The organism is Cobetia sp. MB87 (genome assembly GCF_011319755.1).
Taxonomy (GTDB): domain Bacteria; phylum Pseudomonadota; class Gammaproteobacteria; order Pseudomonadales; family Halomonadaceae; genus Cobetia.
The window spans coordinates 209,357-227,607 of the sequence record NZ_VFBC01000005.1; the positions used below are offsets into that span (position 1 = coordinate 209,357).

An 18,251-nucleotide genomic window follows, 5' to 3' on the forward strand; every position below is an offset into this window, starting at 1 on the left:
CCCGGTCCAGACGAGCGAAGGCCGCGCAAGCGCAGCCGCTCATCTACCCGAATCACGATGTGACGCCGATTATAGCGAGGCTGGCACCTCACCGATACTGCCAGGAGGGCCAGAGACACCCCGGCACGCGGCCAGCGCCGCGACGCGCCCTTTTCGCCCTGCTACAATTGGCCACCTTGAGCGTCGGCAATATGCACGGCGCAGCACGAGATGCTATGACGGGATTGGAGATCTTGATGACCCAGGCGAGCGAGCGCACACAGATGGCACAGCGCTTCCGTGGCTTTCTGCCAGTGGTGGTCGACCTCGAGACGGGTGGTTTCAATGCCGCCGGTGATGCACTGCTCGAGATCGCTGCCGTCACGCTGACCATGGACGACGATGGCAACATGGTGCCGGATGCGACCTATGCCTTCCACGTGGCCCCCTTCGAGGGCGCCAACATCGAACAGTCGGCACTGGATTTCACCGGGATCGATCTCGACAACCCGGTGCGCAAGCAGGTCGCGGTGGCCGAGAATCAGGCGCTGGGCGAGATCTTCAGCCCGGTGCGCAAGGCCATCAAGGCGCACGGCTGCACACGTGCGGTGCTGGTCGGCCACAATGCGGCCTTCGATCAGGGCTTCCTGAACGCGGCGGTCGAGCGTTGCGGTATCAAGCGCAATCCGTTCCACCCGTTCTCGTGCTTCGATACCGCTTCGCTTGCGGGGCTGGTCTATGGCCAGACGGTACTGGCGCGCGCCTGCCGCGCTGCCGGCATCGAGTTCGACAACGCCTCCGCCCACTCGGCGCGTTATGACACCGAGCGCACCGCGGAGCTGTTCTGCGCGATGGTCAACCGCTTCAAGGACCTGGGCGGCTGGGACCTGGCGATGAAGGAACAGGGCATGAATGATGAGGTGCCGGCCTCTCTCGATACGCCTGCGCCCTGACTGACGGATTTCTGACTGTCAGACACGAAAACGCCCCCGCAGCCAGGCTGCGGGGGCGTTTTTTCTGAACGGAATTGTTCGGGTCAAATCGACTCCGATCAGAAGATACCGATCACTCGGCAGACGCTTCCTGAGCGGCCTGCTTGATCAGCGGCTCCAGTTCGCCGTTCTGGTACATCTCGACCACGATGTCGCAACCGCCGACCAGCTCGCCGTTGACCCACAGCTGCGGGAAGGTCGGCCAGTTGGCGTATTTCGGCAACTCGGCGCGGATGTCCGGGTTGTCGAGAATGTTGACGAAGGCGAAACGCTCGCCGCAGGACATGACGGCCTGCACGGTCTGCGCAGAGAAACCACACTGCGGCAGCTGCGGAGTGCCCTTCATGTACAGGAGGATCGGGTTCTCGCCAATCTGCTTTTCGATCGATTCGATGGTAGTGCTCATGTGCAATCCTCGGACGGTGGGCGCAAGGCCCGTGAGTGTCATTCCCTCATTCTACTGGGGGTAAGCCATGAATTCAGCCCCCGATAGTGCCCGAGTTGTGGATTGCTGTCTGCAGCAGCGCGCATCGGCCCTGCAGCGCGCGCCATGGCCGCCTTGATCACGGCGTGAGCGTTGCACGCTCGTGCCGAGCTGGCTAGGATGGCTCTTTTGACAGGCAGCGCCATCCGGGCGCCGTGATCGTCGGCGACTTCCTTCCCTCCGACGCATGGCGCCCTTTTCGATGGCGCTGCCCGAGACCCTGACAGGAGCCCGCTCGATGGCCACCCGGCACTTTCTGACCCTGCTTGACCTTTCTCCGGAAGAACTCGACTACCTCATCCAGCGCGCCATCACCATCAAGGATGGGCTGAAGAAGGAAGGTCCGGTCTATACGCCGTTCGCCAACCGCACCCTGGCGATGATCTTCGAGAAGTCCTCCACGCGTACCCGCGTGTCCTTCGAGACGGCGATGGCCCAGTTCGGTGGCCATGCGCTGTTCCTGTCGCCGCGCGACACCCAGTTGGGCCGTGGCGAGCCGATCGGCGACACCGCGCGCGTACTCTCCGAGATGGTCGATGGCGTGATGATCCGCACCTTCGCCCACTCCGACATCGAAGCCTTCGCCGACGCCTCCAGCGTGCCGGTCATCAATGCGCTGACCGATGACTACCATCCGTGCCAGCTGCTGGCCGACGTGATGACCTGGACCGAATGCCGCGGTTCCGTGAAGGGCAAGACAGCGGTCTGGATCGGCGATGGCAACAACATGTGCCATTCCTGGATCAACGCCGCACGTCAGTTCGATTTCACTCTGCGCATCTGCTGCCCGGAAGGCTACGAGCCGGACAGCGAGATCGTCGCGGCGGCTGGCCAGCGCGTCAGCATCCATCGTGATCCGCAGGAAGCGGTGCAAGGCGCGGATCTGGTGACCACCGATGTCTGGGCCTCCATGGGCCAGGAGGAAGAGCAGCTCAAGCGTGAAGCCGACTTTGCCGGCTTCCAGGTCGACGAAGCCATGCTCGACAAGGCCGCCGACGACGTCATCTTCCTGCACTGCCTGCCGGCACACCGCGGCGAAGAGATCAGCATGGGACTGCTGGATGACCCGCGCGCCGTCGTCTGGCAGGAAGCAGGCAACCGCCTGCACGCCCAGAAGGCACTGCTCGAGTTCCTGATGCTGGGTCGTCAGGACTGAGATCGTCCTGCCTGGCGCCGCCTGCATCCACGCAGGCGGCGCACGCGTATGCCCAAGCGAGACGGACACTCCTCTGCTCCGCTGCCTTCATCGCCATCCGGACTGACCTGCCATCATGCAACCGCTCCTTCAGATCGATTCGCTGGAATGTCGCTACGACACCACCGTCGTGACCCGCGACATCAATTTCTCCCTCAACAAGGGTGACATTGCCTGCCTGCTCGGCCCCTCCGGCTGCGGCAAGACCACGCTGCTGCGCGCGATTGCCGGCTTCGAACCGGTGGCGGTGGGCGAGATTCGTCTCGAAGGCGAGGTGCTGTCCAGCGCGACCCATCTGACCGCACCGGAGCAGCGCCATGTCGGCATGGTCTTTCAGGATTACGCGCTGTTTCCCCACCTGAGCGTGGCGGACAACGTGGCCTTCGGCGTGCGTCGCATGAGCCGTGAAGCGCGCAATGACAAGGTGACGGAGCTGCTGACGCTGGTCGGCCTCGCCCATCTCGGCGAGCGCTTCCCGCATGAGCTGTCCGGCGGCCAGCAGCAGCGCGTGGCCCTGGCACGTGCGCTGGCACCGGAGCCGCGCATTCTGTTGCTCGACGAGCCGTTCTCGAATCTGGACGTGGAGCTGCGTCGTCAGCTGAGCCAGGAGGTGCGGCGGATTCTCAAGCACCTCGGCATCAGCGCGGTGCTGGTCACCCATGATCAGAATGAGGCCTTCGCGATGGCCGACAAGATCGGCGTGATCCACGGCGGTCATCTGCAGCAGTGGGACACGCCGTTCAATCTGTATCACGAACCCGCCACGCGCTTCGTCGCCAACTTCATCGGCCAGGGCTATTTCATCCCCGGCACGCTGAAGGACAACGAATGCGTGAGCACGGAGCTGGGCGTGATTCGCGGCAACCGTGCCTATCCGTATGCACCCGGCACGCCGGTGGATGTGCTGCTGCGCCCGGATGACCTGGTATTGGCCGAAGGAGATTCGGAAGCCACCGACCTCAAGGCGCGCGTGCTCAGCGCGACCTTCGCCGGTACCAGCACCCTCTACCGGCTGGCGCTGCCTTCCGGGCGGGAAGTCGAGGCGGCCTTCAACAGCCATCACGACTATCAGCCCGGCGAGCAGGTCATGCTGCGTATCCAGGCCGACCATCTGATCCTCTTCGAGCGTGTCGAGGAGAGTGAAGCGGTGCTCTAGCGCCCCACGCGCAGGATGATCGTCAGCCATGAAAAAACGGCCTCCTTTCGGATGGCCGTTTTTTCATGTCCCGCTCGTGGCGTGTCGCTATTTGAACTGACTCCATTGCTTGGGCGACTGCCCGTACAGACGCTTGAATTCGCGACTGAATTGCGAGGAGCTGACATAACCCACGGCCATGGCCGCCTCGCTGACGGTCTTGCCAGTGGCGATCTGCATGGCGGCAGTATTGAGGCGCATGGACTTCACGAACTGGATCGGCGACATCGTGGTCGCCTGCTTGAACTTGCGGTGGAAGACAGCGCGACTCATGCCGACCCGCCCGGCCATGTCGTCAATGCTGACCGGCTCATCCAGGCGGCTGGAGAGGTAATCGATTACCCGCGCGATCTCATTGCCCACGCCGAAGGCGCGCCGCGCCGACTCCCCCGCCTCGCCCTTCAGGACGGCGTAGTAAAGCTCCCGCAGCCGCCCTTCTCCCAATATCGCCGCATCGCTAGGGCTCTGTGCCACCTGCAGCAGTCGCAACAAGGCATCGCTGAAGGCGGCGTCCCAATGCGCCAGGGCAAGCCCCGGCGGCAGCGGACCCCTGCCCGGCTTGTGCACAAGCCCCGCGGCGCTTTCCATCTCGATGGCAAGCTCCGTCATCACCCGCGTGTCCAGCGAGAGGTAGACGCCCAATAGCGGTGTCTCTGGCGACGCCATGGGGGCGCCCGCCTCGACCGGCATCGAGATGGGACAGCACAGATACTGGCGGCTGTCATAGACATGCCGTTCGCCATCCAGTATCGCCTCCTTGGCACCGCTGACGATCACCACCACGGCGGGCTCATAGATGGCCGGCGCGCAGCGCACGGGCTCCGTCATGCGAAAGAGCTGCACGCCCTTCACTGCGGTCTCTCGAATGCCTTCCTCGTGGGCGAGGCTCTCCACGAGTCGTGTGATCTCTTGTCTGCTCATGTCGCCAATCTAGCGCCAAGCCTGCCTCTCATCAATCCATTGAGATGATCAGGCAATTATTTTCAGACATTCCAGCCAATCAAGAGCCTGGGTGAGATTTCTTGCCCATCTCCCTCAGCATTGGCAGACCCGGGTACTGGCAGCTATATAGGTGAAATTGACAGGGACGAGCGGAAAGCCAAGCACAAAAAAACGGCCACCCCGAAGGATGACCGCTTTTTCAAGAATTCTGGTGGAGCCTAGCGGGATCGAACCGCTGACCTCAACACTGCCAGTGTTGCGCTCTCCCAGCTGAGCTAAGGCCCCGAATCAGACTGTCATTTCGCATGTCACTTGCAGGCAAGAGGCACGTGAAACCGAGACAGGCTTGTCGTGAATCATGGTGGAGCCTAGCGGGATCGAACCGCTGACCTCAACACTGCCAGTGTTGCGCTCTCCCAGCTGAGCTAAGGCCCCGTCTTCACGATGGAGCGCATGTTACAGAGCGACGAATACGTCGTCAACCTCTTATTTTTGCTGCGCTTTGTGGAGCGCATGAAGTCTCAGGATCACATCGCGAGGCACTGTTCTGCGAAGGGACTCGCTGACCGACTCACGGCCAATCACAATGAGCAGGAAACACGCTAGCACTATATCAGTAGTGGTTATCCTGAACGCGACGCACTGGATGACAGGGCATCGACAAGCCCTTGCCCAATGGGTACATTGGATCCCGCATTCATTTCACTGCTTGTTGACATCTTTACTGGAGCCGCCTTGATCAAGGTTCTTGTCGCTGACGACCACCACCTGGTGCGTACCAGCATCGTCCGTACCATTGAGCTAGAGGATGGGCTCAAGGTGATTGCAGAAGCCTCGGATGGCGAAACCGCGATCAAACTCTGCCGTGAGCACAGCCCGGATATCGTGCTCATGGACATTCGCATGCCCGGCGTCGATGGCCTGGAAGCCACGCAGAAGATCGTGCGCAGCCTGCCCGACGTCAGAGTCATCGTGCTGACCGCCTACCTGGAAGAGTCCTTCGCCAAACGCCTGCTGGAAGCGGGAGCCTTCGGCTTCATCTCCAAGGGCACGCCCTTTGACGAGATGATTCGCGCCATCCATCAGGTGGCCGCTGGCGAACGCTATCTGTCCCCGGAAATCGCCCAGCGCCTGGTGTTCTCGGGCATGGACACCCAGCGCAGCAATCCCTTCGATCAGCTATCGAGCCGAGAACTGCAGGTGGCGACGATGATCGTCAACTGCCATCGCGTCAGCGAGATCTCGGACCGCCTGCACCTGAGCCCGAAGACGGTCAACACCTACCGCTACCGCATCTTCGACAAGCTTGGCGTGACCAGCGATGTGGAGATGACGCATCTGGCCATGCGTCACCAACTGCTGGATGACTACGTGCTGGATCGTCCTGACGAGCCCTGAGCAAGCACACGCTGCTGGCACGCCACACACTGCAGGCCCGCGCTACTCGTGACACTCCCGAGCAGCGCCGACAACGCCTCATGCAACGACGCCACCTTCCCCGGGTGGCGTTCTTGTATGAGGCGTTCATGCATGAGGCGTTTCTGTCTGAGACGTTCGTGAATGGCGCGTCCTGACCGGGCCGGTCATGACAGCAGGCATTGCAGCATGGCCCTGTTGCCCCCATGCCTGCGAGCAATCGCCCTTGTTTGATAGACTCGAGGCATCTCTGGACGAGGAACCTCATGGCCAAGCAGCACACTGATCCCACGATGACGGACACCACTTCTCAGTCGCCCGAGAATGAGGAGCCGGCAGACACCGCCAGCCAGCCTGATGCCCAACCTGCGTCCTCAGCGAGTGCGCAGGCTGACAGCCGCGCACGCAGCGACGCCGCGCGTGTCTCCAGTCGCCTGATCACCAGCGACGCGAGCAGTGATCTGCTGCGGGGCAGCGAGGCGACCGGCTTCGATGCCCGCCATTTCCTCAAGCATGTCAGCGACGCGCCCGGTATCTATCGCATGCTGGATAGCGCCGGTGACGTGCTGTACGTGGGCAAGGCCAAGCGCCTCAAGGCGCGCCTCTCCAGCTATTTTCGCAATACCGGCCTGAATGCCAAGACCCAGGCACTGGTCGGGCGCATCGCCGATGTGCAGGTCACCATCACGCGCAGCGAGACCGAGGCCCTGCTGCTGGAGCAGACCCTGATCAAGGAGCTGCGCCCGCCCTACAACATCCTGCTGCGCGACGACAAATCCTACCCTTACGTCTTCATCAGCCAGCATCACGACTATCCGGCGCTGGAGTTCAAGCGCGTGCGCCACAAGCGCAACGATGGACGCTACTTCGGCCCCTACCCGAGCAGCGTCGCGGTGCGCGAATCACTGACCCTGATGCAGAAGATCTTCCGCCTGCGCAATTGCGAGGATTCGGTGTTCGCCCACCGCGAGCGCCCATGCCTGCAATATCAGATCAACCGCTGCACCGCGCCGTGTGTCGACTACATCAGCAAGCAGGATTATCGCCGCGACATGGAACATGCGGTGATGTGCCTGAACGGCCAGAGCGACAAGGTCACCGACGAGCTCAGTCAGGCGATGGAAGACGCGGCCATGCGGCTGGAATTCGAGGAAGCGGCCCGCCTGCGTGATCAGGTCGCCCAGCTGCGCCGCATGCAGGAGAAGCAGTACGTCGATACCGGTACCGGCAACGCGGACATTCTGGCACTGGCCGAGCGCCCCGGCGGGCTCTGCATCAGCGTGGTCTCGGTCCGTCAGGGGCGCATGCTCGGCGCGCGCCACTTCTCGCCCGGCAATGGTCTGGACCTGACCAGCAGCGAGCTGCTGACCGGCTTCGTCAGCCAGTACTACCTCGGCCAGGACAGGGAGATGCCCGATGAGGTGCTGACCTCGCTGGCCCTCGAAGACGCCAATCTGCTGGAAGGCGCCTTGAGCGAGAAGGCCGAACGGCGGGTACGGGTCGCGCATCAGGTGCGTGGCCATCGCGCCCAGTGGCTGACACTGGCGCAGACCAACGCCGAGCAACATCTGGCCACCCAGCTGGCCAGCCGCCAGCAGCTGTCCAACCGCTTCCTGTCGCTGCGCGACGCGCTGGGGCTCGATGAGGTGCCCAAGCGCCTGGAATGCTTCGACATCTCCCACAGTCATGGCGAGGCGACAGTGGCCAGCTGCGTGGTCTTCGATCATGACGGTCCGATCAAGTCGGATTACCGGCGCTTCAATATCGAAGGCGTGACGGCCGGCGATGACTACGCCGCCATGCAACAGGCACTGACGCGGCGCTTCAAGCGCCTGCAGGAAGGCGAAGGCAAACGCCCGGATATCCTGCTGGTCGATGGCGGCAAGGGGCAGCTCAACATGGCGCGCGGGGTGTTCGAGTCCCTCGGGGTGACCGATATCATCCTGCTCGGGGTGGCCAAGGGCACCACGCGCAAGGCAGGGCTCGAGACGCTGTTCATCGAGACGGTGCATGACACCCTGGACCTCGACAGCCACTCACCGGCGCTGCACTTGATCCAGCATGTCCGCGATGAATCGCACCGCTTCGCCATCGCCGGCCACCGCGCCAAGCGTGACAAGGCGCGGCGTACCTCAAGCCTGGAGGGCATCGCGGGAGTCGGCCCCAAACGGCGCCGCGAGCTGCTCAAGTTCTTCGGCGGCCTGCAGGGGGTGAAACAGGCTTCCAAACCAGAACTGGCGCGCGTGCCCGGCATCAGCGAATCGCTCGCCGAGCTGATCCATCAAGCGCTGCATGGCTGACCCCGTGCACGACATGGCTGCCTCTGGCACCATCGACTCAACGCTCAAGGAAGAGTGACAGAGCGTTGGCTTGAATAACCTGCCGTTTGGCATGGCTGAATGCGTCGCCGGCAGGCTAGAATAGACGACTTGTGCGGCGCCGATCGATCGGCTTTCTTCAGGGGCTCGACTCGCCCTCGATTGCGCCCAGCCACCTACGCTTCATGCAAGGACTCGTGCCGTCACGATGAGCATCCCCAATATCCTGACTCTGATCCGCATCCTGTTCATTCCGCTGCTGGTGGTATGTTTCTACCTGCCTTATGCATGGAGCCTGCCGCTGACGGCGCTGCTCTTCGCACTGGCCGCCATCACCGACTGGTTCGATGGCTATCTGGCCCGGCTGTGGAATCAGACCACGCCCTTCGGTGCATTCTTGGACCCCGTCGCCGACAAGCTGATGGTCGCGGTGGCACTGGGCCTGCTGATCGAACGCTACGACAGCCTGTGGATGACCATCCCGAGCCTGGTCATCATCGGTCGCGAGATCGTCATCTCGGCGTTGCGTGAGTGGATGGCCGAGATCGGCAAGCGCGGCAGCGTCGCGGTGTCCTGGGTCGGCAAGCTGAAGACGGCTGCCCAGATGCTGGCCCTGTTCATGCTGCTGTTCTTCGCTCCGGGCAGTGTCGGGGGGGATGCCGGCCTGGCCCTGCTGTATATCTCGGCAGCGCTGACACTGTGGTCGATGATCAGCTACCTGCGCGCCGCCTGGCCGGAACTGGTGCGCTCGGTCTGACCCCGCCATTCAGCCACGAGACGCTGCGAATGCCACAACGCCCACCGTTCCTCTGGCTGGTGGGCGTTTTCGTTTCCAACGACCTGACTCGCGAGACAATTTTTCATTAACTGTTTGACAGCATGGGAATTATCCGTATAATTCGACCTCGAGTTCAGCGGGAATAGCTCAGTGGTAGAGCACAACCTTGCCAAGGTTGGGGTCGCGAGTTCGAATCTCGTTTCCCGCTCCAGTAACACAGGTAGCGCAACTTCACCTGATTTACTGACTCATGTATCTACAGCAGCATCAGTGGATACTCCTCGGATCAGACATCAGTTTCGACTGACATCTCGATCATTGAGGCTGGATGGCAGAGTGGTCATGCAGCGGACTGCAACTCCGTGTACGCCGGTTCGATTCCGACTCCAGCCTCCATTTCAGATACCGAAACATCCCCTGTTTCCTTCTGGAATGGTTATGACACCTACCCCCTCAGGTCGTCAGAACTTCTCTTCTTTATCCTGTTTCACCGTTCGTCATTTCCTGTTTCGATTTTTTCGCTCCTCACCATTTCTCTCTGTCACTTTTACGCTAGCGCTTCATTGCTGACGTCGACATTGCTGCTTGCACGACGATGGCTTCCAAGACGAGGGCTTACATTGCCTGAACGACAGTCCGGGTATTTCGCACCTCATCCCTAGCTGTCCCACCATAGCGATATCACCACAAACCTTTTGCATAACAATCAGTTGAATCATGCGACAAACATCACTTCACGTGCATTAAAGTTGACCTTGATCTGAAATATGATAGATTACCCGCCAGTCTGCGCGGCCATGGTGGAATCGGTAGACACCGGAGACTTAAAATCTCCTGCCTTCGGGCGTGCCGGTTCGAGTCCGGCTGGCCGTACCAGATGCAAGATCACTACTGAATTCAAAAGCGCCGCTCCTCTCACGAGGGGCGGCGCTTTTTCATGTCTGATAAAACGTCGGAGGGACTGATATTCACCAGTACTGACTGCTATTTCTACAGGCCCTCTCTACAAGCCCTCTCTACAAATCATCTCCACAGATCCACTCCACAATCTGTCACCGCTGGCTTTCTTCACATGCGTTGTCCCCGGCCCTGGCTCTGGTCTCGAATCTGGCGACTCTCAAGACACCTTGATTGAATTATCCGCCTTTACCCCAAGGTCTAAGCTTTGCTGAATCAGAACCTGGCATCGTGACCTCGTGTTCTGCTGCTGCTCCCCTGCCATCAAAGACAGGCCACCAGAGACAGATCATCAGAGCCAGACCCTCCGCAGCAGCTCATCCACAGAAGATCATCAAAAGGACTGCCCATGCCCAGTGACTCACCCCGCCCTGCCGCTCAATTCATCGCATCACATGATGTGGCACAGGAAATCTGTCGCGAGGCATGCGAACACATTCACACCCTCTCGGCACCACGGATACTGGTATTGGCGATCCTGGGGGGTGCCTTCATCACCATGGGGGCACTGTTCTCGATCTTGCTTTCCACAGGTGTCGAGACGCATGGCCTGCAATTGCTGCTGCAGGGCGTCGGCTTCTCGGTGGGCTTCTTTCTCGTCATCCTGACCGGTGCCGCCCTGTTCACTGAAGCCAATGTCATCCTGCCGGTAAGTGCGCTCAACTGCTCGCGAAGTGACATGCTGCGTCGCGGTCTCAAGTTCTGGGTGCTGGCCTGGATAGGCAACCTGATCGGCACACTGCTGACCGGATGGGTCATCTCGCTGGCACAGGTCTACTCCCCGGAGCATTACCAGCTGCTGGAAAGCGTGGTGGCCAAGAAGATGCACTATCAGCAGGTGGGTGGCGCCGAAGGCTGGTTCTCATTGGTACTGTCGGGAATGCTGGGCAACTGGATGGTCGGCATGGCAGCGTTTCTGGCCGTGATGGGGCGCACCATCATCGACAAGTTCGTGCCCATCGTGCTGGCCGTCAGCCTGTTCGTGGCGGGCAACTTCCAGCACAGCCCGGCCAACATGGCCTATTTCTCGATGATCATGCCGACAGGGGCAGGTCCCGGCTGGTGGGATGCCATGCGCTGGAACATCATACCCGCCGGCATCGGCAACATGCTGGGTGGCAGCCTGCTGGTCGCCCTGCCGCTATGGTATGGCTTGCGCCCGCAGCGCAATGCCTGACTGGCTGATATCGCAATAGACAGCCACACTGGATTGTAGCGAAGGAGTATCGCCCTCCCTTCATCCATCGCCAGGAGCCCATCATGCTGACATTGCTCAAGAGCCCCGCCGATCATGTTGTGGCATTACATCTGGACGGCGGTATCGACCAGGCAGCACTCACTCCCGTCATCAAGGAATGCGACGAACGCCTGGCACGTCACGATCGCATCTCGCTGCTGGTGGAAATCGAGCGCTTCGGGTTGATCACCCCGGCCGCCCTGCTCAATGACATCGGCTATGCCCTGCGCCACCTGGGAGACTTCGAGCGCGAAGCCATCATCAGCAAGGCAGACTGGCTGCGCCATGTCACCGAGTTCAGCAAGCACCTGGTGCGCTCCATCGAGGTTCGCCACTTTTCGCCCGACGAGCGCGAGGCTGCCTATGCCTGGGTTGCCGAGCCACCGCGCGGTGGCTCTGGTATCGGTGATGGCACTGATAGCCGCCCCACTGGCGGTGACACCCAGCCCCCAGCTGCGAAACGCCAGCAGGTCTGAAGCACCCGCCACCGAGTGAACCGCCAAGGCACCCTGCCCGCGTCTCATGGCAGGGTGCGTGTCAGCACCAATCCCGCCAGCAGCATCGCCCCCATCGCCACCGCCCAGAGCGTCATCGCACGCTCCACTTGCGGACGCTCTGCACAGCGCAGCAACTGGAAGACCGTGATCAAGGGCAGCATGTAGCGCGTCTCGATCAGCTCGCGCGTGCAGATCATCAAGGCGAGCATTACCAGCAGCAAGCCCCCGTGCCCCAGCCGCAGCGGCGCTCTCAGCCACCAGAGCGCCATGCTGGTGGTCAGCAACATGGTGACCCACAGCCCCGCCGGGTGCTCCTTGAGCCATAACAGCCAGATATTGCGGATCGTCCAGCGCTGGAAATTATAGTCATGCGTCACCTCAAAGCTCACCACCAGCATGACCCACACGCCTGCCAGCGTCCCCAGCAGCAGAAAGCCTCGCCACGGCCAGTCGCCCTGGGTGCACAGACGGCGCAGCAGATGCCACTGGCGCGGCAAGTCGGCCAACCACAACGGCAGAAACACCATGCCGATCACGCCCAGGTAATAGCCGAGATTGCCGGTGTGCCAACCGGCCTGATGACGGGTGGTATCGCCCATGGCAATGCCGCCGTTCCAGACGACAAACCCGATGAAGGCGGTCACCGGAATCACGGCCACCCACCACCACCGTACGACCAGGCACCACCAGACCGAGAGCTGGCGCAATGGCGAGCGCAGCGGTGGCGCCATGCCGACAGCCTGCGACTGAACCCCTGATTGCATATGTGTCATGAACAGCAACAGACCACCCCACAGCCCGAGCAGCACGATGCTGTCCTGTCGCAAGCCGAGGCCGACCAGGATCAACACCAGCAACAGCAGACGCCGCTCACGCACCAGCGCGACGAGCTGCAGCGCGACCAGCACGATGATCCATGGGTCGGTATACACCAGCGCCAGATAGGGGAAGATGATCGGCAGCCATAGCCATTGCCAGCTCTGACGATTCGCCTGTTGCTGGGCGTCGCTCTCATCGAGCATGGGGTCCAGGCGCCGATAGACGCTCGGCAGCGCCCGCCAGACGATGAATGCCATGGCACTGAACCCCAGCAGAGACAGACCCCGCACCCAGTTCACCGAGGGCATTTCAGGCCAGCGCCCGGCCAGGGCATCAGCCGCCAGAGGAAGATTGAGCCACTCCCCCAACGTCTGGAGCGCCATCAGCACCACCGCCATGCTGGCGTGATATAGCGTCAGGGTGGTCAGCTTGGGGTGCTGGCTCCAGTCGCCGGCGAGAAACTGGCGAATCTGCGCGAAATGCACTCCCTCATCGATGAAAGGGATCGGCAGGCAAAGGCTCACCAGCCACAGGGAAACGCTCAGGCACGCTCCCAATGCAACCAACGCCAACCCTGCCTTCAAGGGCCAACGATGCCTGGCACGCGCGTATCCCATGCGCTGATCGAGTGACGACATATCCTTGTCTCCTTGTCAGACCTCCCCTGAGAAAGCCGTTCACGGCCCTCTCCAAAGGGAAATCCCGTGTCACCAGTATCGGCAGGCCGGCGCGGATTTTTCCAGTCTGGCCATGCACTTTGCCCCTCCAAGGCTCGCGGCAGTACAATGCGCTCAGTCTGCTTCGTTGATGCGCCTGTAAAAGGCGTGCCGAAGACCTGCCTGTTCATGCTTCGCAACTGCGAAGCGTACCGATCAAAGCGACAAGTCGAGGGATCGCTGAGCCCATGCGTGCCAGTCAACTGCTGATTTCCACTCTCAAGGAAACCCCGTCCGACGCCGAAGTCGTCAGCCACCAGCTGATGCTGCGGGCCGGTTTCATCCGTCGCCTGACCTCCGGCCTCTACACCTGGATGCCACTGGGCCTGCGCACACTGCGCAAGGTCGAGCGCATCGTGCGTGAAGAGATGGACCGCTCCGGTGCCCAGGAGCTGCTGATGCCCGCCGTGCAGCCAGCCGAGCTGTGGCAGGAATCCGGTCGCTGGGAGCAGTACGGCCCCGAGCTGCTGCGCCTCGTTGACCGTCACCAGCGCGACTACTGTGTCGGCCCGACCCACGAGGAAGTCATCACCGACCTCGCGCGTCGTGAGCTGAACAGCTACAAGCAGCTGCCGGCCAACTTCTACCAGGTCCAGACCAAGTTCCGCGACGAGATTCGTCCGCGCTTCGGTGTGATGCGCTCGCGCGAGTTCGTGATGAAGGATGGTTACTCCTTCCACCTGGGCGAAGAATCCCTGAAAGAGACCTATCAGGTGATGTACGACACCTACGTGCGCATCTTCACGCGCCTGGGTCTCGACTTCCGTCCCGTCATCGCCGACAACGGCTCCATCGGTGGCACCGGCTCCCACGAATTCCACGTGCTGGCCGCCTCCGGTGAAGACGCCATCGCCTTCTCCACCGGCTCCGATTTCGCCGCCAACATCGAGAAGTGTGAAGCGCTGCCGGCACCGCTGGGCGAGACGCCTGAGCGCGCGGCACCGACCCAGGAGATGCAGCTGGTCGACACACCGAACGCCAAGACCATCGCCGCACTGGTCGAGCAGCACGGTCTGGACATCAAGAAGACCGTCAAGACGCTGATCGTCAAGGCGGCCGAAGGCGTCGAAGGTGGTCTGATCGCACTGATGGTGCGTGGCGACCACGAGCTGAACGAGATCAAGGCCGAGCACCTGCCCCAGGTCGCCGAGCCGCTGACCATGGCCAGCGACGAGGAAGTGCGTGCCGCCGTCGGTGCCGGCTTCGGCTCCCTCGGCCCGGTCGGCCTCGAGATGCCGATCATCATCGACCGCAGCGTCGCCCTGATGAGTGATTTCGGTGCCGGTGCCAACATCGAAGGCAAGCACCACTTCGGCCTCAACTGGGAGCGCGACCTGCCACTGCCGGAAATCGCCGACATCCGCAACGTCGTCGCCGGTGATCCGTCGCCGGATGGCCTGGGCGTGATCGACATCGCGCGCGGCATCGAGGTGGGTCATATCTTCCAGCTCGGCACCAAGTACTCCGAAGCCATGAACGCCACCGTGCTCGACGAGAACGGCAAGGCACAGCCGCTGTCCATGGGCTGCTACGGCATCGGCGTGACCCGCGTGGTCGCCGCCGCCATCGAGCAGGGCAACGACAAGGGCGGCATCGTGCTGCCGGAAGCCATCGCGCCCTTCCAGGTCGCCATCGTGCCGATGAATGCTCACAAGTCCGTGCGTGTCAGCGAGACGGCCGAGCGTGTCTATCAGGAGCTGACCGCTGCCGGTTACGACGTGCTGCTGGATGATCGTGATCTGCGCCCGGGCAACAAGTTCGCCGACGGCGAGCTGCTGGGCATTCCGCACCGCCTGGTGATCGGTGATCGCGGTCTCGACAATGGCGAGTACGAGTACAAGGGTCGCACTGATGCGGACGCGACCATGATCGCCGTCGACAGCCTGCTGGACTTCCTGGCCGAGCGCAGCGCTAGCTGAACTCAAGCAGCCTGAGCCACTCGCTCACGGCTGACGCCATCGCAGCACCCAGGACAGCCCGCCCCTCTTCTTGAGGGGCGGGCTGTCTCGTTATAGGCCTTCACTTGACACCCCATTACCGTCAACGCCGCGGTAACGGCATAATGGCGCCATGACTGATACGCAGGGACTGCGCATGACCATCTCATCGACTTCCCCTTCAGCGTCGCCCATAGAAGGCGCTGAAGGAGACACCTCACATCGCCGTCTGCGCCCGTGGCTGGCCGCTGTTCTGCTGACGTTCGGCGCCGCGTCTGCCGGACTGACAAGCCCCCCGGTGCAGGCCGCCGCCGCGATCCCCGAGCACGGACTGTCGCCGGGGCTGCGTGACAGCCTGCGTGAAGCCCTGGCCGAGCCCGAGGCCTTCGAGGACCCCATCGATGCCCTGCATTGGGTATTGAGCATGCAGCAGCGTCTGGAACGCTACATGCCGGACCGAGCTGCGCGTATCGACCTGCTGCGCAAGGTACGCCGCGAAGCCACACGCACAGGTCTGGCACCGGAGCTGATCCTGTCCGTCATCCAGGTCGAGAGCGCCTTCAAACCCACCGCGGTCTCCCACGCCGGGGCGCGCGGCCTGATGCAGGTCATGCCGTTCTGGAAGCGTGAGATCGGCGAGCCCGGTGACAATCTGCTCGATCAGGACACCAGCCTGCGTTACGGCGCCACCATCCTTGCCCACTATCTCAAACGCGAGAAAGGCGACATCACCGATGCGCTGGCGCGCTACAACGGCAGCCTCGGCAAGACCTGGTACCCGGAGCGGGTGATGCGTGCCTGGACAACCCGCTGGTGGTATCAGGCGCCGGCGCCCTTCGTCGCCGAACGCTCGCCCGAAGGCCTTGCCGACACCACCGACGAAGACCTTGCCAAAACCGCCAACGAAGGCGCGTCACGCCGCACCGAGACCAGCAACACTGAGCCCGGCCTCGAGCAAAGTGGTGGTGTTGAGCAAGATGAGGATATCGAGCAACATACCGGCGCTGCGCACGGCCAGGAGCCGCTCGCTGCCGAAGATACCTTCGACGGCCCTGCCAACCGCTCGCTGGCCGCCGGTGGCAGTCCCTGACAGCCCCTGACACGCCCGACAGCAGGTGATGACGGCAGCTGTCGACGAGAAAAGCAGCAGACACGAAAAAGCCTCGCCCGGAACACCGGGCGAGGCTTCTTGCTTACCGCTTGCGATCAATCCCGATGATCGTCAGACCAGAGTCGGGCCTGCCGCGATAATCGCCTCATCCACGCCGGCGAACTTCTTGAAGTTCTCGACGAACTTGGCTGACAGATCACGCGCCTTGCTGTCGTAAGCGGCGCGGTCTTCCCAGGTCTCACGCGGGTCGAGCAGGCTGGAGTCGACGCCCGGCACGCGCACCGGCACATCCAGGTTGAGCACGTCGATGTGACGCGTCTCGATGTCCGCCAGAGCACCATTCTGGATCGCGCTGATGATGCCGCGCGTGGTCGGGATGGAGAAGCGTGAGCCGCCCTCACCGTAGGAGCCACCGGTCCAGCCGGTGTTGACCAGGTAGACGCGTGAGCCGAACGCCTCGATGCGCTTGATCAGCAGGTCGGCGTATTCACGTGCCGGACGCGGGAAGAACGGCGCGCCGAAGCAGGTGGAGAAGGTGGCTTCGAGACCGGCGGTGGAGCCCATCTCGGTGGAGCCGACCTTGGCGGTGTAGCCGGACAGGAAGTGGTAGGCAGCAGCCTGCTTGCTGAGCACGGACACCGGCGGCAACACGCCGGACATGTCGCAGGTCAGGAAGACGATGGCATTCGGCTCGCCGGCACGGTTTTCCGGCACGCGCTTCTCGATGTGCTCCAGCGGGTAGGCGGCACGCGAGTTCTGGCTCAGACGGTCATCGCCGTAATCCGCGCCACGACGGTCATCCAGCACCACGTTTTCCAGCACGGCACCGAACTTGATCGCGTTCCAGATCACCGGCTCGTTCTTCTCGGACAGGTCGATGCACTTGGCGTAGCAGCCGCCTTCGATGTTGAAGACGGTGCCTTCGCCCCAGCCATGCTCGTCATCACCGATCAGGTAACGCGCCGGGTCGGCGGACAGGGTGGTCTTGCCGGTGCCGGACAGGCCGAAGAACAGCGTGGTCTCGCCATCGTCACCGACGTTGGCGGAGCAGTGCATCGGCAGCACGTCCTTTTCCGGCAGCAGGAAGTTCTGCACCGAGAACATGGCCTTCTTCATCTCACCGGCATAACGCATGCCCGCCAGCAGGACGCGACGACGTGCGAAGTTGATCAGCACGACGCCGTCGGAGTTGGTGCCATCACGCTCGGGCTCGCAGGTGAAGTGCGGCGCGTTGAGGATGGTCCACTCGCTCTTGTCCTTGGCATTGAAACTGTCCGGACGCACGAACATGGTACGCGCGAACAGGTTGTGCCAAGCCGTCTCGGTGGTCACGCGGATCGGCAGGTAGTGCTCGAGGTCAGCACCAACATGCAGCTCGGAGACGAAGCTGTCTCGCTCGCCGAGATAGTCCTCGACGCGCTCCCACAGGGCGTCGAAACGCTCCGGGCTGAACGGGCGATTGACGCTGCCCCAGTCGATGGCGTCCGAGGTGGACGGCTCGTCGACGATGAAGCGGTCGTTCGGGGAGCGCCCGCTACGCGCTCCCGTCTCCACGACCAGCGCGCCGTTGTCGGCCAGACGTCCTTCGCCGCGAGCCACTGCCAGCTCGATCAGCTCTGCGCTGCTGAGATTGGTGTGAGTGGTCACCGCACTGTCTTGATGCTTGCTCATTCGCGTC

14 protein-coding genes and 5 tRNA genes are annotated in these 18,251 nt (G+C 62.2%); 13 read left to right on the forward strand and 6 right to left on the reverse strand.

Annotation, left to right across the window (positions count from 1 at the left end; genetic code table 11):
• Positions 1-236 precede the first annotated feature (236 nt).
• Positions 237-932 (forward strand): ribonuclease T, encoded by a 696-nt coding sequence (gene rnt, locus CDPAHKCJ_RS04230; protein ID WP_166018797.1) that lies wholly within the window; start codon positions 237-239, stop codon positions 930-932.
• A 112-nt stretch (positions 933-1,044) separates the two neighbouring features.
• Here the strand turns inward: rnt and grxD are convergent, their stop codons facing one another.
• Positions 1,045-1,377, reverse strand: a complete 333-nt coding sequence (gene grxD, locus CDPAHKCJ_RS04235) for a Grx4 family monothiol glutaredoxin (RefSeq protein WP_166018798.1) — start codon at positions 1,375-1,377, stop codon at positions 1,045-1,047.
• A 316-nt stretch (positions 1,378-1,693) separates the two neighbouring features.
• Here grxD and argF point away from each other — a divergent pair, with 316 nt between their 5' ends.
• Positions 1,694-2,611, forward strand: a complete 918-nt coding sequence (gene argF, locus CDPAHKCJ_RS04240) for an ornithine carbamoyltransferase (RefSeq protein ID WP_166018799.1) — start codon at positions 1,694-1,696, stop codon at positions 2,609-2,611.
• Between the two features lie 115 nt (positions 2,612-2,726).
• A complete protein-coding gene (locus CDPAHKCJ_RS04245) occupies positions 2,727-3,806 on the forward strand; it encodes an ABC transporter ATP-binding protein (RefSeq protein ID WP_205700785.1) in 1,080 nt (359 codons plus the stop codon).
• 87 nt (positions 3,807-3,893) lie between these two features.
• On the opposite strand, the gene CDPAHKCJ_RS04250 is transcribed toward CDPAHKCJ_RS04245, so the two are convergent.
• The 3 genes from CDPAHKCJ_RS04250 to CDPAHKCJ_RS04260 all read right to left on the reverse strand — a co-directional run bounded on the left by CDPAHKCJ_RS04250 (position 3,894) and on the right by CDPAHKCJ_RS04260 (position 5,222).
• On the reverse strand, positions 3,894-4,766 hold the full coding sequence (locus CDPAHKCJ_RS04250; RefSeq protein ID WP_166018800.1) for an AraC family transcriptional regulator: 873 nt from the start codon (positions 4,764-4,766) through the stop codon (positions 3,894-3,896).
• Positions 4,767-4,996: 230 nt separating this feature from the next.
• Positions 4,997-5,072 (reverse strand) — tRNA-Ala (locus CDPAHKCJ_RS04255).
• 74 nt (positions 5,073-5,146) lie between these two features.
• Positions 5,147-5,222: transfer RNA gene (locus CDPAHKCJ_RS04260), tRNA-Ala, on the reverse strand.
• Between the two features lie 300 nt (positions 5,223-5,522).
• On the opposite strand from CDPAHKCJ_RS04260, the gene uvrY reads away from it, so the two are divergent.
• From uvrY to CDPAHKCJ_RS04300, 8 genes are all read left to right on the forward strand, one after another.
• Positions 5,523-6,185: a UvrY/SirA/GacA family response regulator transcription factor gene (uvrY, locus tag CDPAHKCJ_RS04265; protein WP_166018801.1), complete on the forward strand. Its 663-nt coding sequence runs from the start codon at positions 5,523-5,525 to the stop codon at positions 6,183-6,185.
• A 284-nt stretch (positions 6,186-6,469) separates the two neighbouring features.
• A complete protein-coding gene (gene uvrC, locus CDPAHKCJ_RS04270) occupies positions 6,470-8,503 on the forward strand; it encodes an excinuclease ABC subunit UvrC (protein WP_277343436.1) in 2,034 nt (677 codons plus the stop codon).
• Between the two features lie 226 nt (positions 8,504-8,729).
• Positions 8,730-9,278 carry a CDP-diacylglycerol--glycerol-3-phosphate 3-phosphatidyltransferase gene (gene pgsA / locus CDPAHKCJ_RS04275; protein ID WP_043331361.1) on the forward strand — a complete coding sequence of 183 codons (549 nt, stop codon included), beginning with the start codon at positions 8,730-8,732 and terminating at the stop codon, positions 9,276-9,278.
• 157 nt (positions 9,279-9,435) lie between these two features.
• A tRNA-Gly gene (locus CDPAHKCJ_RS04280) sits at positions 9,436-9,510 on the forward strand.
• Between the two features lie 111 nt (positions 9,511-9,621).
• Positions 9,622-9,695, forward strand: a tRNA-Cys gene (locus CDPAHKCJ_RS04285).
• Positions 9,696-10,090: 395 nt separating this feature from the next.
• Positions 10,091-10,175: transfer RNA gene (locus tag CDPAHKCJ_RS04290), tRNA-Leu, on the forward strand.
• A 430-nt stretch (positions 10,176-10,605) separates the two neighbouring features.
• The gene (locus CDPAHKCJ_RS04295; RefSeq protein ID WP_166018802.1) at positions 10,606-11,433 is read left to right on the forward strand and encodes a formate/nitrite transporter family protein; all 828 of its coding nucleotides are present in this window, start codon (positions 10,606-10,608) and stop codon (positions 11,431-11,433) included.
• A gap of 83 nt (positions 11,434-11,516) precedes the next feature.
• Entirely contained in the window at positions 11,517-11,969 is a 453-nt protein-coding gene (locus CDPAHKCJ_RS04300; protein WP_166018803.1) for an STAS/SEC14 domain-containing protein, read from the forward strand.
• Positions 11,970-12,013: 44 nt separating this feature from the next.
• Here CDPAHKCJ_RS04300 and CDPAHKCJ_RS04305 read toward each other — a convergent pair whose 3' ends face one another.
• Positions 12,014-13,447: a hypothetical protein gene (locus CDPAHKCJ_RS04305; RefSeq protein WP_166018804.1), complete on the reverse strand. Its 1,434-nt coding sequence runs from the start codon at positions 13,445-13,447 to the stop codon at positions 12,014-12,016.
• Between the two features lie 266 nt (positions 13,448-13,713).
• Here CDPAHKCJ_RS04305 and CDPAHKCJ_RS04310 point away from each other — a divergent pair, with 266 nt between their 5' ends.
• Positions 13,714-15,444, forward strand: coding sequence for a proline--tRNA ligase (locus CDPAHKCJ_RS04310; protein WP_166018805.1), 1,731 nt, complete (start codon positions 13,714-13,716; stop codon positions 15,442-15,444).
• Between the two features lie 175 nt (positions 15,445-15,619).
• A complete protein-coding gene (locus CDPAHKCJ_RS13515) occupies positions 15,620-16,552 on the forward strand; it encodes a lytic transglycosylase domain-containing protein (protein ID WP_166018806.1) in 933 nt (310 codons plus the stop codon).
• A 132-nt stretch (positions 16,553-16,684) separates the two neighbouring features.
• On the opposite strand, the gene CDPAHKCJ_RS04320 is transcribed toward CDPAHKCJ_RS13515, so the two are convergent.
• Positions 16,685-18,244 carry a phosphoenolpyruvate carboxykinase gene (locus CDPAHKCJ_RS04320; RefSeq protein ID WP_166018807.1) on the reverse strand — a complete coding sequence of 520 codons (1,560 nt, stop codon included), beginning with the start codon at positions 18,242-18,244 and terminating at the stop codon, positions 16,685-16,687.
• Positions 18,245-18,251 lie beyond the last annotated feature (7 nt).

Excerpts from the sequence above, each read along its gene's own strand:
- rnt (WP_166018797.1), top strand. The coding sequence starts at position 237 with ATGACCCAGGCGAGCGAGCGCACACAGATGGCACAGCGCTTCCGTGGC.
- grxD (WP_166018798.1), bottom strand. The coding sequence starts at position 1,377 with ATGAGCACTACCATCGAATCGATCGAAAAGCAGATTGGCGAGAACCCG.
- argF (WP_166018799.1), top strand. The coding sequence starts at position 1,694 with ATGGCCACCCGGCACTTTCTGACCCTGCTTGACCTTTCTCCGGAAGAA.
- CDPAHKCJ_RS04245 (WP_205700785.1), top strand. The coding sequence starts at position 2,727 with ATGCAACCGCTCCTTCAGATCGATTCGCTGGAATGTCGCTACGACACC.
- CDPAHKCJ_RS04250 (WP_166018800.1), bottom strand. The coding sequence starts at position 4,766 with ATGAGCAGACAAGAGATCACACGACTCGTGGAGAGCCTCGCCCACGAG.
- uvrC (WP_277343436.1), top strand. The coding sequence starts at position 6,470 with ATGGCCAAGCAGCACACTGATCCCACGATGACGGACACCACTTCTCAG.
- pgsA (WP_043331361.1), top strand. The coding sequence starts at position 8,730 with ATGAGCATCCCCAATATCCTGACTCTGATCCGCATCCTGTTCATTCCG.
- CDPAHKCJ_RS04295 (WP_166018802.1), top strand. The coding sequence starts at position 10,606 with ATGCCCAGTGACTCACCCCGCCCTGCCGCTCAATTCATCGCATCACAT.
- CDPAHKCJ_RS04300 (WP_166018803.1), top strand. The coding sequence starts at position 11,517 with ATGCTGACATTGCTCAAGAGCCCCGCCGATCATGTTGTGGCATTACAT.
- CDPAHKCJ_RS04305 (WP_166018804.1), bottom strand. The coding sequence starts at position 13,447 with ATGTCGTCACTCGATCAGCGCATGGGATACGCGCGTGCCAGGCATCGT.
- CDPAHKCJ_RS04310 (WP_166018805.1), top strand. The coding sequence starts at position 13,714 with ATGCGTGCCAGTCAACTGCTGATTTCCACTCTCAAGGAAACCCCGTCC.
- CDPAHKCJ_RS13515 (WP_166018806.1), top strand. The coding sequence starts at position 15,620 with ATGACCATCTCATCGACTTCCCCTTCAGCGTCGCCCATAGAAGGCGCT.
- CDPAHKCJ_RS04320 (WP_166018807.1), bottom strand. The coding sequence starts at position 18,244 with ATGAGCAAGCATCAAGACAGTGCGGTGACCACTCACACCAATCTCAGC.